Source organism: Aequorivita iocasae (genome assembly GCF_016757735.1).
In the GTDB taxonomy this organism is placed as follows: domain Bacteria; phylum Bacteroidota; class Bacteroidia; order Flavobacteriales; family Flavobacteriaceae; genus Aequorivita; species Aequorivita iocasae.
The window spans coordinates 2,821,614-2,838,773 of record NZ_CP068439.1 but is presented as its reverse complement, the minus strand read 5'-3'; the positions used below and the strand labels follow the sequence as shown (position 1 = coordinate 2,838,773).

Annotated in this window: 11 protein-coding genes and 3 tRNA genes; 6 read left to right on the top strand and 8 right to left on the bottom strand. The window is 38.3% G+C overall.

Translation table 11 applies throughout. The features are described from left to right. The first annotated feature begins 71 nt into the window (after window positions 1–71). From JK629_RS13050 to JK629_RS13040, 3 genes are all read left to right on the top strand, one after another. On the top strand, window positions 72–1,616 hold the full coding sequence (locus tag JK629_RS13050) for an NAD(P)H-hydrate dehydratase (protein ID WP_202336054.1): 1,545 nt from the start codon (window positions 72–74) through the stop codon (window positions 1,614–1,616). 154 nt (window positions 1,617–1,770) lie between these two features. Beyond that, on the top strand, window positions 1,771–3,282 hold the full coding sequence (gene hutH, locus JK629_RS13045; protein ID WP_202336053.1) for a histidine ammonia-lyase: 1,512 nt from the start codon (window positions 1,771–1,773) through the stop codon (window positions 3,280–3,282). Window positions 3,283–3,304: 22 nt separating this feature from the next. After that, window positions 3,305–4,189, top strand: coding sequence for a T9SS type A sorting domain-containing protein (locus JK629_RS13040; protein WP_202336052.1), 885 nt, complete (start codon window positions 3,305–3,307; stop codon window positions 4,187–4,189). Window positions 4,190–4,203: 14 nt separating this feature from the next. Here JK629_RS13040 and JK629_RS13035 read toward each other — a convergent pair whose 3' ends face one another. Both JK629_RS13035 and JK629_RS13030 read right to left on the bottom strand, forming a co-directional pair. Further along, complete coding sequence (locus tag JK629_RS13035; protein WP_202336051.1) at window positions 4,204–4,578, bottom strand: hypothetical protein; 375 nt, start codon at window positions 4,576–4,578, stop codon at window positions 4,204–4,206. Window positions 4,579–4,671: 93 nt separating this feature from the next. After that, window positions 4,672–7,224 carry an ATP-dependent Clp protease ATP-binding subunit gene (locus JK629_RS13030; protein WP_202336050.1) on the bottom strand — a complete coding sequence of 851 codons (2,553 nt, stop codon included), beginning with the start codon at window positions 7,222–7,224 and terminating at the stop codon, window positions 4,672–4,674. Window positions 7,225–7,482: 258 nt separating this feature from the next. On the opposite strand from JK629_RS13030, the gene gyrA reads away from it, so the two are divergent. Continuing rightward, window positions 7,483–10,005, top strand: coding sequence for a DNA gyrase subunit A (gene gyrA / locus JK629_RS13025; protein ID WP_202336049.1), 2,523 nt, complete (start codon window positions 7,483–7,485; stop codon window positions 10,003–10,005). 10 nt (window positions 10,006–10,015) lie between these two features. Continuing rightward, complete coding sequence (locus JK629_RS13020; protein ID WP_202336048.1) at window positions 10,016–11,272, top strand: tetratricopeptide repeat protein; 1,257 nt, start codon at window positions 10,016–10,018, stop codon at window positions 11,270–11,272. Between the two features lie 57 nt (window positions 11,273–11,329). Here the strand turns inward: JK629_RS13020 and JK629_RS13015 are convergent, their stop codons facing one another. Next, window positions 11,330–12,079, bottom strand: a complete 750-nt coding sequence (locus JK629_RS13015; RefSeq protein ID WP_202336047.1) for a C40 family peptidase — start codon at window positions 12,077–12,079, stop codon at window positions 11,330–11,332. A gap of 29 nt (window positions 12,080–12,108) precedes the next feature. Then, on the bottom strand, window positions 12,109–13,287 hold the full coding sequence (locus JK629_RS13010; RefSeq protein ID WP_202336046.1) for an acetyl-CoA C-acyltransferase: 1,179 nt from the start codon (window positions 13,285–13,287) through the stop codon (window positions 12,109–12,111). 130 nt (window positions 13,288–13,417) lie between these two features. Here JK629_RS13010 and JK629_RS13005 point away from each other — a divergent pair, with 130 nt between their 5' ends. Then, entirely contained in the window at window positions 13,418–15,463 is a 2,046-nt protein-coding gene (locus tag JK629_RS13005; RefSeq protein ID WP_202336045.1) for an HD family phosphohydrolase, read from the top strand. 43 nt (window positions 15,464–15,506) lie between these two features. On the opposite strand, the gene JK629_RS13000 is transcribed toward JK629_RS13005, so the two are convergent. The 4 genes from JK629_RS13000 to JK629_RS12985 all read right to left on the bottom strand — a co-directional run bounded on the left by JK629_RS13000 (window position 15,507) and on the right by JK629_RS12985 (window position 17,158). Continuing rightward, window positions 15,507–15,580: transfer RNA gene (locus tag JK629_RS13000), tRNA-Arg, on the bottom strand. Window positions 15,581–15,620: 40 nt separating this feature from the next. Then, window positions 15,621–15,695, bottom strand: a tRNA-Pro gene (locus tag JK629_RS12995). A 55-nt stretch (window positions 15,696–15,750) separates the two neighbouring features. Next, a tRNA-Ser gene (locus JK629_RS12990) sits at window positions 15,751–15,834 on the bottom strand. A gap of 154 nt (window positions 15,835–15,988) precedes the next feature. Continuing rightward, window positions 15,989–17,158 carry a THUMP-like domain-containing protein gene (locus tag JK629_RS12985; RefSeq protein WP_202336044.1) on the bottom strand — a complete coding sequence of 390 codons (1,170 nt, stop codon included), beginning with the start codon at window positions 17,156–17,158 and terminating at the stop codon, window positions 15,989–15,991. Window positions 17,159–17,160: the final 2 nt, after the last annotated feature.

Genomic DNA, 17,160 nt, shown 5'->3' with positions numbered 1-17,160 from the left:
GTTATCTTTGGAATTGACCGCAATAAAAGTGGCGGTTAAAAATTTCCTGAATCAACAAAACGATTATACGAATGAAAATATTTTCAGCAGAACAGCTATACGAAGCAGATAAAATCACGATTGAAAAACAACAGATTACTTCAGAAGCGTTGATGGAGCGCGCCGGTACGCAGATTTTTAATTGGTTGCACCAACGGTTAAATGGAACGCCCGTGCCCATTCGCATATTCTGCGGTATTGGCAATAATGGTGGAGATGGACTGGTAGTAGGGCGGATGCTTATTGAACACGGCTACAATGTAATTGTATATGTAGTAAACTGCAGCGACAAGCGTTCCAAAAACTTTTTGATCAATTATGACAAAATAAAAAACGTAACAAAAAAATGGCCCCTATTGATGAAGGGCGAAAGTGATTTTCCTGAAATAAATCCAGAAGATATTATTGTGGACGCCATTTTTGGAATCGGTTTAAATCGTTGCCCCGGTGGATGGGTGAAGAAATTAATCCAGTATTTGAATGAAAGCAAGGCTTTTAAACTTGCTATTGATATACCCAGTGGGTTATATTCCAATTTGCCCTTGGAAGATACCGAAGCTGTATTGAAAGCCAACCATACCTTGACTTTCCAAACACCAAAGCTTTCCTTTTTTTTACCGGAAACGGCTTCTTTTGTTTCAAATTTTGATGTTTTGGAAATAGGCTTGGATATTGAATTTCTACAAACAACCGAACCCATAGGCCAACTGATTTCAAAATTGGAAGCACAGCGTTTTTACAAACCCCGAGAAAAATTTGACCACAAAGGCACCTATGGCCACACCCTAATAGTTTCGGGAAGCTACGGAAAGATGGGAGCGGCGGTGCTCTCAACTACTTCAGCCTTTAGAATTGGTGCTGGTATGGTAACTGCATTTGTACCTAAATGTGGTTATGCTATTATTCAGACCACGATTCCCGAGGCCATGGTAATTACCGATAAAGAAGAGGATTATTTAAGTAATATTTCTTTTGATTTTGAACCTTCAGCAATTGGAATAGGCATGGGCATCGGGAAAAATGATGCAACTGTAGCTGCTTTTAAAAAAATATTGCAGAATAAGGATATTCCTTTTGTTATTGACGCTGATGCATTGAATATTCTTTCGGAAAATAAAGCTATGTTAAAACTTCTTCCGAAGAATTCAATATTAACACCACATCCTGGGGAATTAAAACGACTAATTGGCGAATGGAAAAATGATTATGAGAAACTTGAAAAAACAAAGAAATTTTCAGAAAAATATGAAGTTGTAGTAATAATAAAAGGCGCTTATACAATCACTGTTTATGGAGATAAGCTATATATAAATACCACTGGCAACCCCGGAATGGGAACCGCTGGCAGTGGCGATGCATTGAGTGGTGTGATTACGGGCTTGCTTTCACAGGGTTATGATGCTTTGCTCGCTTCCGTATTTGGGGTATATCTTCACGGTCGTGCGGGTGATATTGCTGCGGGACAACTGGGATATGAAGCAGTGATGGCTGGTGATGTTATAGATAATATTTCTGAAGCGTACGTAGATTTGTTCGCAAGTGAAGAGCAAGATACCTCAGTTTCACAGAAAAAATAATAAAGCTGGCTATATAAATAGGGTTGTAATTTTTTTGAATAAATTATTAATTAAATAAAATTGTAGAATAAACCTGTTCAAAGAAAGTTTTCCACCGGCTTTTGAAACCATAGAAATTTAAAAACAGTATTTTTGCGAAAAGAATACCTACCCAATGCAAGAAACACATTATATAAGTTCTGAAATACTTGATTTATCGGCTATTAAGGATATTACTGAAAACAATAAAGTCCTTGAGCTTTCAGAAGAAGCACAACTAAACATTAAGAAGTCCAGAGAGTATCTTTTCAATAAAATGAAAGATAATGAAACGCCCGTATATGGTATAAACACTGGTTTCGGTTCTTTATGCAATGTAAAAATATCTTCAGAGAACCTTTCAAAACTTCAGGAAAACCTTGTCATGTCCCACGCTTGTGGCACGGGAGAGTTTGTTCCAAAGCCTATCGTAAAATTGATGCTTTTGCTAAAAATACAATCACTTAGTTATGGCTATAGTGGCGTACAGATTGAAACAGTGGAGCGGTTGATTGATTTTTATAATAATGATGTTTTGCCCGTAATCTATTCACAAGGAAGTTTGGGTGCCTCGGGCGATTTGGCGCCACTTGCACATCTATCCTTACCGCTTCTTGGCAAAGGGGAGGTGTATTATGGTGGAGAACGCCTTTCTTCTGAAAAAGTTTTGAGAAAATTTAACTGGCAACCCATTACACTTCAAGCAAAAGAAGGTCTTGCATTGCTCAATGGCACGCAATTTATGAGTGCCTATGGTGTTTATTGCCTTTTGAAGTGTTATAAACTATCTTACTTGGCAGATTTAATTGGCGCCGTTTCCATTGATGCTTTTGACTGTAATATGAGCCCCTACAATGCCTTGGTGCATTTGGTACGCCCACATAGGGGACAAGTAAAAACTGCCGAGCAGATTTTGGAATTTTTGGAAGGAAGCGAATTAGGTCTTTCTGAAAAGAAAAGTGTGCAGGATCCCTATTCCTTCCGTTGCATTCCACAAGTTCACGGCGCGACAAAAGACACCATACATTTTGTACACAAAACATTTAAGACCGAAATCAATTCGGTAACTGATAATCCCAATATTTTTGTAAACGAAGATGTTATTATTTCTGGAGGTAATTTTCACGGCCAACCCTTGGCCCTGGCTTTGGACTATTTAGCCATTGCAATGGCAGAGCTTGGTAATATTTCGGAAAGAAGAATCTATCAATTGGTTTCTGGGTTACGGGAACTACCTGCATTTTTGGTTGACAATCCAGGGCTTAATAGCGGTTTTATGATACCGCAATACACTGCGGCCAGTATTGTGAGCCAGAACAAGCAATTGGCCACACCCGCTTCTGTTGATTCTATTGTTTCATCAAACGGGCAGGAGGACCATGTGAGCATGGGGGCCAATGGAGCCACCAAGTGTTTACGAGTAATTGAAAATGTGGAAACCATTCTGGCAATAGAGCTAATGAATGCTTCGCAGGCTTTAAAATTTAGAGAGCCAAAACAATCTTCTCCTTTTATAACTTCGTTTTTAAAGCCGTACCGCTCTATTGTCCCATTTGTTGAAAACGATAGATTATTAGCTGATGATATACACGCTAGCATAGCTTTTTTACAATCTCTGGATGTAGATGTGGATATCCTTTTCGGATAAAATAAATTTAAAGAACGAAATCATGAAAAAAAAATATTGCTTTATAATTTTACTTTTCTGTATGGGTTCTATTATTTCCCAAAATTATAAGCCTTTGTTAGACAATGTTAATGAATGGCATTTTACAACTTGTTTTTCGGGTTGTTTAACAGATGTCTATTTTACCGACGGCGATACAATTGTAGATGGCAAGAATTATAAAATCTTAGATGGTTATCATTATATTTCCCGAACATTTTTGCTCCGTGAAGATGTGGCCAATAAAAAAGTTTATTTGAATATTGTTTCATCGGGTCAAAGTGATGAGTATTTACTCTACGATTTCTCATTAGCTGAAGGTGCTATTTTTAATATGAATAATCCCATAACTCCATTTCCGAGAAACGGAGGCCCATTTGTGTTGGATTCAATTGTAGCAAGGCCGTTGGAGGATGGAAACAATTACAGGCACTATTATTTTTCTCCTACGCCGGGAAATACCTCAAGCACCCAGAATGCTGTATGGGTTGAGGGAGTTGGGTCACTCTCAATGATAAACGCTCCCGGTGGATATCCGGATATTAACGACGTTGGCCATTTAAGCTGTTACTTTAAAAATACAGTACCTTTTTACGTAAATCTAGATTCTATTGATGATTGCATTCCAGTCCAATTAGGTATAAAAAATAAGGATTTGGAAAAAGTGGTTCTTTCAAAATTAGCAAATACAGATATTTGTGTTTTAAACAATGCTAAAAATGTTTCGGAAGTAACTCTATTCGATGTGCAGGGAAGAAAACTCAAAACATTCCAAAATAATAGGAAACAAACTTTAAACATAGATTTGGCAAGCTACAAAACAGGTGTTTATATTGTAAATGTAAAAGGTTATGGAAATAACGCGCGCACATTTAAAATAATAAAATAGCGAAACAGCTTATATTATTCATAGCCTTTAATTAGTTCATTTACCCAATCCTTGGCATCGTCAAGATTAGTAAAATCCTTAAAGGGCTTTTTAAAAAATATTCTTTCAATCTCAGTATTGCTTATCTTTTGGCCGTCTTTTGCAACTACTGCAAAAGCTACAAGATTTTTAATCTCCGACGTTTTTAAATATACCATCGGATCCACGGCATAACTGTTTTTTCTATAGGTAATGTACCCAAAAGGTTTATTTGCAAAATAGGTATTTGCTATTTCCTCAAGGTAGCTATTATATTCAGGTTTTACAGTAATGCCTTCTTTCATTATTGCAATAACGAAATTTTTGAAAACATTAATTTCCCCAAACTCATAAAATAATCTTTTAATCATAAATAAAAAATATAACTCCTTAAAATACATCTTTTTAAGGAGTTACGGCCTTTGATTAAGAAAAAATTGTGGTTTCGGACAGTCAAAAAAAACCTAAGATTCCGTAGCTTTCTTTTGTTTTTTTATTTTTATGGTAAGCTCGTTTGCTTTTTCATCAAGATCCATTGTAATAGTATCACCTTCTTGTAAACTACTTTTGATGATTTCTTCCGCCAGTGCATCTTCAATATACTTTTGAATGGCTCTATTCAACGGGCGTGCGCCGTATTGCTTATCAAAACCTTTATCAGCAATAAAATCTTTTGCTTTTTCAGTTAATTTGAGGTAGTAGCCCAAATCTGCTATACGTGCATAAAGCTTATCAAGCTCAATATCAATAATTTTATGAATATCTTCCCGCTCTAAGGCGTTAAATACCATAACATCATCAATTCTGTTTAAAAATTCTGGAGCAAAGGTTTTCTTTAAGGCATTCTCAATAACACTCTTAGTGTGTGATTCTTCCTGGTTTTTCTTCGCCGAAGTTCCAAAACCGACACCTTGACCAAAATCTTTAATCTGACGGGCACCAATGTTGGAAGTCATGATTATAATTGTGTTTCTGAAATCAATCTTTCTACCGAGGCTATCGGTTAAATAACCATCATCTAATACCTGAAGCAACATGTTGAAAACATCTGGGTGTGCTTTTTCTATTTCATCAAGAAGTACAACGGCATACGGCTTTCTTCTTATTTTTTCAGTAAGTTGGCCGCCTTCCTCATAACCCACATAGCCGGGAGGTGCCCCCACCAAACGTGAAATGGCAAACTTCTCCATATACTCACTCATATCTATGCGCACTAAAGCATTGTCAGAATCAAATAGCTCACGTGCTAACACTTTGGCAAGCTGTGTTTTTCCAACTCCAGTTTGGCCCAAGAAAATAAAGGAACCTATTGGTTTGTTTGGGTCTTTTAATCCTGCACGGTTTCGCTGGATGGCTTTTACAACTTTTGCTACCGCTTCGTCCTGCCCAATGACTTTTCCTTTAATTCGGTCGGGGAGCGCTGCAAGCTTGGTGCTTTCGGTTTGTGCAATTCTGTTTACGGGAACGCCCGTCATCATGGAAACAACTTCTGCAACGTTTTCTTCGGAAACTGTTTCCTTGTGAAGTTTAGAATCTGCTTCCCATTGTTCTTGTTGAACGGCGAGCTCCTTTTCAAGATTTTTCTCGTCGTCGCGAAGTTTTGCAGCTTCTTCGTATTTCTGTTTTTTTACAACCGTATTTTTAAGTTCACGAACTTCTTCCAATTGTTTTTCAATTTCCAGAATTTTTTCGGGAACGTGAATATTTGTTATGTGAACGCGAGAGCCAGCCTCGTCCAAAGCATCAATGGCTTTGTCTGGAAGGAAACGCTCGGTCATATACCTATTCGTAAGGTTTACGCAGGCTTTGATAGCTTCGTCAGTATAAAGCACATTGTGGTGCGCTTCGTATTTATCTTTAATATTGGTAAGAATTTCAATGGTTTCTTCAACCGTTGTGGGCTCTACCAATACTTTTTGGAAACGTCTCTCCAGTGCGCCATCTTTTTCAATATATTGACGGTATTCATCGAGCGTTGTAGCACCGATACATTGTATTTCTCCACGGGCCAACGCTGGTTTAAACATATTTGATGCATCCAAAGAACCTGTAGCGCCACCGGCACCCACAATAGTATGGATTTCATCAATAAAAAGGATGATATCGTCATTCTTTTCAAGCTCGTTCATTACGGCTTTCATGCGCTCCTCAAATTGGCCGCGATATTTTGTTCCGGCTACAAGGCTTGCCAAATCTAAGGTCACAACTCTTTTATCGTAAAGAATCCGTGAAACTTTTCTTTGTATAATGCGAAGCGCCAACCCTTCGGCAATGGCAGATTTACCCACGCCAGGTTCACCAATGAGTAAGGGATTGTTCTTTTTTCTTCTGCTTAAAATTTGAGAAACTCGTTGAATTTCACTTTCACGGCCTACCACAGGGTCTAACTTTCCCTCTTCCGCTAGCGCAGTAAGGTCTCTCCCAAAATTATCCAACACAGGAGTCTTGGATTTTTTGTTCGTTTTTGACGCAGTACTGGAAAATAAATTTTCTTTTCCCGCATCTTCCGCGGAAGTGTCGTCATCATTTGGAAATGATTCGGCACTTGGGGTGTCTATATAATCATCGTCGTTTGTAATCATAAGTTTAAATTGATCTTTCACCACATCATAATCTACTTTCATCTTGTTTAAAAGCTTTGTAGTGGGGTCGTTTTCATTCCGAAGAATGCACAGCAATAGATGGGCGGTATTTATGGAATTGCTTTGAAAAAGTTTTGCCTCCAAAAATGTAGTCTTCAATGCTCTTTCCGCTTGGCGTGTAAGGTGAAGATTCTTTTTGTCGTTTGTGTTTGTAGTAGCACCTGGATTGGCAGGACTTAAGATTTCAACCTTTCTTCGTAAGTGGTTTAAGTCTATTGCAAGTGCATTAAGTATGGTTACGGCCTTGCCGCTGCCATCTCTTAAAAGCCCTAACATTAAATGCTCAGTACCAATAAAATCGTGGCCTAAGCGCAGTGCCTCTTCTTTGCTGTAAGCAATTACATCTTTTACTCTTGGGGAAAAATTATCATCCATATTTTTAAATCCTCTCTTCTTTATAAGTACTAAATTAACCAAAATAGGACAAAAACTATTCCTCTTTGGTATCATTTTAGTAAAAGGACAAAATTTATAATGGAATTCAAAGAATATTCAATGATACTTATTAACGATTTTAACCCCCTAATTTGTTAATAAATTCGTGAATAACAGATGGCAAAAAGCCCTGTTAAGCCTACGAAAAAGTGTATCTTGCTCCATTAGATTAACATTGATAAATAAACCTATTTTTTTATGGCTGAAGGTGAAAAATTAATCCCTATAAACATTGAAGATGAAATGAAATCTGCCTACATCGATTATTCGATGTCGGTCATAGTGTCACGTGCGCTGCCAGATGTTCGCGATGGAATGAAACCTGTACATAGAAGGGTTTTGTTCGGAATGCATGAACTTGGCATTCGGGCAACGGGCGCACATAAAAAATCTGCGAGAATTGTGGGTGAGGTCCTCGGTAAGTACCATCCGCACGGTGATACTTCGGTTTATGACGCCATGGTGCGTATGGCTCAAGAGTGGAGTTTGCGCTATTTACTGGTGGACGGACAAGGAAACTTTGGTTCCGTTGATGGAGATAGCCCAGCTGCAATGCGTTATACGGAAGCAAGAATGCAGAAAATTTCTGAAGATATGCTTGCAGATATTGACAAGGAAACCGTTGACCACCAACTAAATTTTGACGATACACTAAAAGAACCCACAGTACTCCCAACACGTGTTCCTGGTCTTTTGATTAATGGAGCTTCCGGTATTGCAGTAGGTATGGCAACCAATATGCCGCCCCATAACCTCACAGAGGTTGTAAACGGGACCATTGCATATATTGAAAACAACGATATTGAAATTGATGAGCTGATGCAGCATATAAAAGCTCCCGATTTCCCAACTGGAGGAATTATTTACGGTTATGAAGGAGTTCGCGAAGCTTTCCACACAGGTCGCGGGCGGGTCGTGATGCGTGCCAAGGCGAGTTTTGAAGAGATAAACGGACGGGAGTGTATTATTGTTTCTGAAATTCCATATCAGGTAAACAAGGCAGATATGATAAAAAAAACTGCCGATCTTGTAAATGATAAAAAAATTGAGGGTATCTCAAATATCCGCGATGAAAGTGATAGAAAGGGAATGCGCATCGTTTACATTTTGAAACGTGATGCCATTCCAAACATCGTTCTGAACACTCTATTTAAATATACGGCATTACAGTCCAGCTTCAGCGTGAACAATATTGCACTGGTAAAAGGAAGACCACAAATGCTGAACTTGAAGGAGTTGATCCATTACTTTGTGGAACACCGTCATGAAGTTGTGGTTCGCCGTACCGAATATTTACTTCGCAAAGCGGAAGAACGCGCACATATATTGGAAGGTTTAATAATCGCTTCAGACAATATTGATGAAGTAATTAGATTGATTCGCGCCTCTTCCAATGCTGATGAGGCAAGGGAACGATTAATGGAGGCCTTCAAACTCACGGAAATCCAAGCTAAGGCCATTGTTGAAATGCGCTTGCGCCAATTGACAGGTCTAGAGCAGGACAAACTTCGCAGCGAGTATGATGAATTGATGAAAACAATTCAAGATTATAAGGACATTCTTGCAAGCAAAGAACGAAGAATGCAAATAATCAAAGAAGAACTGGAAGAAATTCGTGCAAAATATGGTGATGAACGCCGTTCGACCATCGAATATGCCGGAGGCGACGTAAGCATTACAGATCTAATTGCAGATGAGCAGGTAGTTCTTACTATATCACACGCAGGCTATATTAAGCGTACATCACTTTCAGAATATAAAACACAGAATAGAGGAGGCGTTGGACAAAAAGCTTCGGCAACCCGTAATGAAGATTTCCTAGAACACCTTTTTGTGGGAACCAATCACCAATATATGTTGTTTTTCACCCAGAAAGGAAAATGTTTTTGGATGCGCGTTTTTGAAATCCCCGAAGGAACGCGAACTTCGAAAGGAAGGGCTATTCAAAACCTTATAAATATTGAGCCAGATGATAAAGTAAAAGCATTTATCTGTACTCAAGATTTAAAAGATGAAAATTACATAAATAGTCATTATGTAATTATGGCCACCAAGAAGGGTCAAGTTAAAAAAACACCTTTGGAACAATACTCAAGGCCTAGAACGAACGGTATCAATGCAATCACAATTCGCGAAGACGATGAATTGCTTGAAGCAAAATTAACCACAGGCAACAGTCAAGTAATGTTGGCAGTAAAATCTGGAAAAGCTATTCGTTTTGAAGAGGAAAAAACCAGGCCCATGGGCAGGAATGCCTCAGGGGTGCGCGGTATTACACTCGGAAATGAAAACGATGAAGTGGTAGGGATGATTGCTGTAGATGATGATGATTCTGAAATCTTGGTCGTTTCAGAAAACGGTTATGGAAAAAGATCATCTATCGAAGATTACCGCATTACTAATCGTGGCGGAAAGGGAGTGAAAACCATTAATATTACAGAAAAAACCGGTAAATTAGTGGCAATCAAGAATGTAACCGATGATGATGACTTAATGATCATCAATAAGTCTGGGATTGCCATCCGAATGGCAGTCGCTAATCTTCGTGTTATGGGCCGTGCCACACAAGGCGTTCGATTAATAAAAGTACGGGAAGATGATGCTATTGCAGCAGTAGCAAAAGCAATGAAAGATGACGAAGATGATGTGGAAATTATAGGCGAAACCAATGATGGCACTACTCTTGATAATAACGAAACTCAAACCGAAAATAACGAATAAATTTTAAACCATGAAAACACGAATTTTAATAACAGGACTTGCATTTGTATCTGCTATTTCATTTGGACAAAAAAAAGAAATAAAAAAAGCTGAAAAAGCTATAAAGTCTAACGAATATAATGAGGCATTAACGTACTTAAATGAGGCCGAGCCAATGCTGGGCACTGCTGATAACGATGTTAAAGCTCAATTTTATGCTGCAAAAGGAGAAGCCTTATTAGGATCTGGTGCAACAGATTTTAATAAACTCAAAGGTGCTGCTGAGGCTTTTGGGCAAGCACTGGAACTTGACCCAAAAATGGAAACTCAATTGGCGGTTCCACTGCAAAATTTACGAGCTGCATTAATAAATGGAGCGATAAAAGATCAGAATGCTGGTCAATATGAAATGGCAACCGAAAAATTATATGCCAGCTACTTGGTTAGCAAAGATCCATCAGATTTGTACTTTGCGGCCAGCAATGCCGTAAATGGGAAGAATTATGAAAATGCCCTTAAATATTATCAAATGGCATTAGACGCTGGTTACACAGGTGAAACTGAAGAATTTGTAGCTACCCGCAAGGAAACTGGAGAAGTTGAAGCTTTTGACAACGAGAACCTTAGAAACATTGCTTTAAAATCTGGCGAATTCATTAAACCGGAGAAGCGTGTAACTGAATCAAGAAAGGGAGAGATTTTAAGGAATATGACTCTTATATATATAGAGCAAGGCAATAATGAAAAAGCCACTGCACTTATGAAAGCTGCTCGTGCAGAAAACCCGAATGATATATACTTGATGCGGGCTGATGCCGACATGAGTTATAAAATGGGTAATGTAGCCAGATATAATGAATTGATGAACCAGATTGTGGCATCAGACCCTAATAATCCTGAAATCTATTTCAACCTAGGTGTAGGAAGTGCCGAAATCGGCAAAAAAGAAAAAGCGGTAGAATATTATGAAAAAGCTTTGGAGCTTAACCCTAATTATGAAGCAGCCCTTATCAATATTGCAGTTTTGAAACTTTCGGGCGAAGATAAACTAGTTGAAGAAATGAATAGCTTGGGAAATTCTAGGGCAGATAACCAAAAATATGATGAATTGAAGCAACAGCGTAAAGAAATCTATATTGAAACAATGCCATACTTGGAAAAAGCCTTGCAATTAAACCCAAATAATCCCGAAGTTGTTAGAACTTTGATGAATATTTATGGGCAATTAGCGGAAGACGCAAAGTATAAGGAAATGAAAGCTAAGCTTGAAACACTAGAAAAACAGTAATTTCAAAACCCAATATTTAAAAAATAAAAACCCCTGAATCTCAGGGGTTTTTATTTTTTAAACAATTCGTTTTATTACTCGAAGTTTGTGGGTGTGATTGCGCATTTCGTAATTAAAAATGCCACTGTGGTCCAGTCGGTCAACCCGTACTTTTCCATGTGCATGGATAATATAATTATCCTTCATAATGATACCGACGTGCGTAATTTTTCCTTCCTCGTTGTCAAAAAAAGCCAAATCGCCGGGCTCACTTTCTTCAATAAAACTTAATGCTTCCCCTTGGGTAGCTTGCTGACTGGCGTCGCGTAGCAGTTTATAGCCATTTAGTTTATAGACCATTTGTGTAAAACCACTGCAATCAATACCAAAAGGCGTTTTGCCGCCCCACAGATAGGGTGTGTTTAAATAGAGTAGTGCGGTTTCAATCAAATGTTCCTTCGGAAGTTTTGCCGAAACTGATTTACCCTCAAAGTGATGTTTTAAATAAGATGCTGCGGAAATATTGCTCCCCAAACAAACCGAGAATAACTGATTGTCGGAAGCAGTAACAAAATCAACCAAATCCGATGATAATGCCAATTCCTTTTTTTCAAAATCGGTATAATCTTCTTCAGCTATATTAAAATATTGTTTGTTGTCTATCCAGCCTTCATAATTGTCAAAAGCGAGACGGATACGGCTCCACTTTTTGCGCGTCTCCAATATTTTGAAATGTTCGCCGTAAAGTACTTGCGTTACCATTTCACTAATATCGGAAGTTTCGGCTCGAAGCGGGACAATACTTAAATTACAGATACCGTAATCCATTCAGAAATTATTGAAGATAGTTACGGGTTTTAGATTCTTTCAATTACCATTGCGGAAGCTCCACCGCCACCATTGCAGATTGCCGCGGCACCAATTTTGCCGTTGTTTTGCTTTAACACATTTAGTAGCGTAATTAAAATACGGATCCCACTACAGCCTAGGGGGTGCCCCAATGACACGGCGCCACCGTTCACGTTTACGTTGCTGTCGTTCAATCCTAAAATTTTCATATTGGCAAGACCTACAACTGCGAATGCTTCGTTGAATTCAAAATAATCCACATCTTTAATATCGATTCCTGCTTTAGCGATCGCTTTAGGAAGTGCTTTTGCAGGTGCTGTGGTGAACCATTTTGGTTCCTGTGCTGCATCGGCGTAGCTTTTAATGTAAGCCAAAGGAGTTAAGCCCAATTCTTTTGCTTTTGCTTCGCTCATTAAAACCATGGCGCCAGCACCATCATTTATGGTTGATGCGTTTGCGGCAGTTACTGTACCATCTTTTGAAAAGGCAGGACGCAAAGAGGAAATTTTGTCCATCTTTACATTTTTATATTCCTCATCTTCTGAAACTATTACTGGCTCTCCGCGGCGTTGTGGCACTTCAACTGGCACAACTTCATCCTTAAATTTTCCTTCAGCCCAAGCTGTTGCGGAGCGTTCGTAGGATTTTATGGCAAAAGCATCTTGGTCTTCTCGGGAAAAATTATATTCCGTAGCACATAGATCGGCACAAGTACCCATTGCGTTGTGATCGTAGGCATCTACCAAACCGTCTTTTTGCATTCCGTCTATCAATGTGGCCGGACCAAATTTTGTTCCACTGCGCATATGTACATAGTGGGGAATATTGCTCATGCTTTCCATTCCTCCGGCAACTATTACATCGGCATCACCAAGTGCTATGGCCTGTGCAGCTTGCATTAGGGCTTTCATTCCAGACGCACATACTTTATTAACCGTTGTGGCCGGTACGGTATCAGGAATTCCAGCACCCAAAGCAGCTTGGCGCGCAGGTGCTTGACCCACACCCGCCTGAACCACATTGCCCATATAAACTTCCTGAACCAAAGAGGGGTCAAGGTTTATTTTGCTTAAAGCGCCCTTTATAGCCGCGGACCCCAATTGGGTGGCGGTAAGTGACGAAAGACTTCCCATAAAACTTCCAATGGGAGTTCTGGCTGCGGATACTATAACTACTTTATTGCTCATGCGAATGTTTTTTTAATTTGAAATAAGGACTGCGAAATTACGGATTTCTAACTTAAATATCAATCTTTGCAAGTATAGGTTTTGGGATAACTCGTTCCTTATTTATACCTTTACTTTAAGTACCCAAAATATGAAGAACCTTTTTTCTTTGTTTGCGAAAAACCAATCACTTATTTATAAGGTTTTTCTATTTATAGCTTCTACACTTTTAGTAATCTATTTTCTTCCGAAAGGGGGGCAGTTCAAATATAATTTTCAAAAAGGAAAGCCTTGGCAGTATGAAAATCTGTATGCTCCTTTCAGTTTCACTATAAAAAAAGATGAAGATTCCTTAAAAAAGGAAAAGGAAGAAATACGGGGCAGCGCAATTCCCTATTTTGAATATAATTCTGAAATAGAACCGACGGTTGTTAAGAATTTTAAAGAGGAACTAGAAATAAGATATGTTGACAGCCTATATAGCACTGGCTACAAACCTATTGAAAGATTGGGTGAATCGCTGATTTCTGAAGTGTATAACAACGGGGTCACGGATGAAATTCACAATTATCAGGGCGATAGGCTTATCTATTTAAAGAACGGCAATGAGATTGAAGAGCGTAATTATTCGCAATTGTTTAAAAAAGACAACCTAAATAAAAAAGTTCGGGAATTGGTGGAAAAAAACAATGCTGAAGATGCGCAAGTACTGTTGTACAATATCCTGAACGATGTTTTAGAACCCAATGTGAGGTTGAATACCAAGTTAACTGAAGCCGCTATTGAAGCCGAAATAAAAGCGTTAAACCCAAATAGGGGGATTATTGAGAAAGGCGGTAGGATTATAGCCAAAGGCGAGGTTGTGGAAGGTGATAAATTTCAGATTTTGAACTCTTTAAAAGCTGAGTTTGATAGCCAAATTTGGAGCAAAAACAATTTTCTATGGTTGTTGGTTGGTTACTCAATGTTGGTTTCGTTAGTATTTTTAATGCTTTTTCTATTTCTAAAAAATTACCGGCCTGTAATTTATAATAATAACACAAAAGTCACATTTATTTTTTTCAATGTTCTTTTAATGGTTTTTCTTACTACACTAGTAGTAAAGGTTCATGCAGATTATGTGTATGTGGTTCCCATTTGTATTCTGCCGCTTATACTCAAAGCGTTTTTTGACCCACGTGTTGGGCTGTTTGTTCATGTACTGACCATTCTATTGCTTGGGTTTATAGTTCCAAACAGTTTTGAATATATGTTTCTTCAGTTTATAGCGGGAATCGTTACAATTCTAACCGTTTCGGAATTATATAAAAGAGCAAATTTGTTCATTTCGGTAGGACAGATCACATTAATATATATTCTAGGCTATTTTGCTTTTTTTGTAATTCAAGAAGGAAATATCCAAACCATGCAATGGCAAAATTTTCAATATTTTATCCTTTGCGGTTTGGCGACACTTTTTGCGCATCCGTTGATATACTTTTATGAAAAGATATTTGGATTGGTTTCTGACGTTTCTTTGCTTGAGCTGAGCGATACCAATTCAAAATTGCTCAAAGAGCTTTCAAACAAAGCGCCCGGAACATTTCATCATTCACTTAATGTTGCAAATTTGGCTGAAGCCGCTGCAAATGAAATAGGCGCCAATAGCATGTTGGTAAGAGTAGGAGCGCTCTATCACGACATTGGAAAAATGCTTAACCCTACTATGTTTACTGAAAATCAGGTTAATTCCATCAATTCACACAACGAACTTGATCCGAAGGAAAGTGCACAAATAATAATAGACCATGTTATAAAAGGAATAGAGATAGCCCGAAAAAACAATCTTCCCGATAGGGTTATAGATTTTATTAGAACCCACCACGGGACAAGTTTGGTATATTATTTTTATAAAAAAGAACGCGAACAGCAGGGCGAAGCCAACAAAGAAGATTTTATTTATCCTGGACCTATTCCTTTTTCAAAAGAAACCGCCATCTTAATGATGGCCGATAGCGTGGAAGCCGCAAGTAAAAGCTTGAAAGAACCTTCTTCTTCAATAATTGATGAATTTGTTGAAAAAATAATCAATAACCAAATGGCGCAAGGTCAGTTTTTAAATGCAAACATTACCTTCAAGGAAATTGAGACCATTAAAAAAGTACTTAAAAAGAAACTGAACAATATTTATCACCTTCGGGTGGAATATCCAGAATAATACTGTAATGATACAAAAAATCCCCTAAAAAGGGGATTGAATGTGATCGCGACAGGATTCGAACCTGTGACCGTCTGCTTAGAAGGCAGATGCTCTATCCAGCTGAGCTACGCGACCAATAACAAACAAAAAAACCGAACTGTGTGTCCGGTTTTTGTCGGGGTGGCAGGATTCGAACCTGCGGCCTCCTGCTCCCAAAGCAGGCGCGATAACCGGGCTACGCTACACCCCGTGAACAGCAATTGTTATTGTTCACTGTATTGTGGAGTTTTTTAAACTCTATAATGCGGAGAGACAGGGACTCGAACCCTGGCGACGGTTGCCCGTCGACAGATTAGCAATCTGCTCCGTTACCACTCCGGCACCTCTCCAGTTTTTTATGAACGTGTCATCCTAAAATGCGGTTGCAAATGTAAGTTTTCAAATGTAATAACGCAAACAAAAAATAGCCTTTTTTATAGATAAATTATAATGCGGTTGAAATCAACCGAATGGTACTGAAATTTCTTTAGAAAAAAAACCCACTTAAACTTTTGAACAAACCAACATTTGTTTTTCGTTATGCAAAGTTGTGACAAAAAACAAATAAAAATCACCTCCCTCGGCAATCTTCCACTTTTTGCGAAGTGTTTTGACACTTTCGGGAAAGTTTCGGGTTGCGATGTTGGCTTTTTCGAAATTTATTGCGGCGCGCATTTCTTTTTTTGAATAGAGCACAATTTTCTCAATCAAAAAACGCCTTCCGGGAAAATCAATTAAATTTTCACTGGTATATAAATGTGTGCTTTTCTGAAGTTTGTTCAGTATCAGCTTTTCAGAAATCAGGTTAAAAGCACCACTCTTTAAGATTGCTGTATTGGGTTCGTAAAGATATTTTTGAGGTAAACTGTAACGAGCTGTAGATGGGTCGCCCCAATCAAAATCAAATGTTTCAGCGCCAGATTTTGTGAAATTGATTGTTTTAATCTTTGGTTGGCGGCCAACTTCTTTTTCAAGCAACCATAATAATTCTTTCACATCATTGTCCACAGCTACAATGTGAATTTCTAAAACGTTCAGTAATTCATTTAAGCCTACTGAAATATCAAGCATAGGTGATGTTTTTAATAGAAATTGATCGCACTTTTTTAATATTTCAGCTATATTTTCTGGAATGTTTGGTTCACAATCACTCAAGAAAAAAACCTTACCCTTACTGTTGTGGCGTCGCGACGGATCAGCATACACCGTATCAAATTCCTCATTCAAAACAGCTTGCAACCCATCTTTTGAAATGCAATGAATATTTTTTTTTCCAAAAACTTCAAAATTATGTTGTGCAATTTCTGAGAGTGCTTCATTTGTTTCAAAATGATGGACACTGTTGCACTTTTCAGCAAGGAAAAAGCTGTCCACCCCAAAACCACCCGTAATATCCGCAACCTTCTTTCCGTTAATTAAGGAGGCTTTATATTTTGCAGTAATTTCTGAAGAAGTCTGTTCTAAGTTCACTTTTGGTGGATATAAAATATTCCGTGTGTTATACCAAGTTGGCAGTTTTTTCTCAATTCTTCCACGACTTTCTATTTGTTGTACCAATTCTTGAATGGTAACCGATTCAAAAGGACTTCCTGCAAAGGCGAGTTTTGGAATACTGCCTTCAAAATTTTCTATAAAACTTTGGACTTCCTTATTTAAAAGTGAGTTATTAATCAAGA

Excerpts from the sequence above, each read along its gene's own strand:
- JK629_RS13015 (WP_202336047.1), bottom strand. The coding sequence starts at position 12,079 with ATGGATTACGGTATCTGTAATTTAAGTATTGTCCCGCTTCGAGCCGAA.
- hutH (WP_202336053.1), top strand. The coding sequence starts at position 1,771 with ATGCAAGAAACACATTATATAAGTTCTGAAATACTTGATTTATCGGCT.
- JK629_RS13050 (WP_202336054.1), top strand. The coding sequence starts at position 72 with ATGAAAATATTTTCAGCAGAACAGCTATACGAAGCAGATAAAATCACG.
- JK629_RS13040 (WP_202336052.1), top strand. The coding sequence starts at position 3,305 with ATGAAAAAAAAATATTGCTTTATAATTTTACTTTTCTGTATGGGTTCT.
- JK629_RS13005 (WP_202336045.1), top strand. The coding sequence starts at position 13,418 with ATGAAGAACCTTTTTTCTTTGTTTGCGAAAAACCAATCACTTATTTAT.
- JK629_RS13035 (WP_202336051.1), bottom strand. The coding sequence starts at position 4,578 with ATGATTAAAAGATTATTTTATGAGTTTGGGGAAATTAATGTTTTCAAA.
- gyrA (WP_202336049.1), top strand. The coding sequence starts at position 7,483 with ATGGCTGAAGGTGAAAAATTAATCCCTATAAACATTGAAGATGAAATG.
- JK629_RS13020 (WP_202336048.1), top strand. The coding sequence starts at position 10,016 with ATGAAAACACGAATTTTAATAACAGGACTTGCATTTGTATCTGCTATT.
- JK629_RS13030 (WP_202336050.1), bottom strand. The coding sequence starts at position 7,224 with ATGGATGATAATTTTTCCCCAAGAGTAAAAGATGTAATTGCTTACAGC.
- JK629_RS13010 (WP_202336046.1), bottom strand. The coding sequence starts at position 13,287 with ATGAGCAATAAAGTAGTTATAGTATCCGCAGCCAGAACTCCCATTGGA.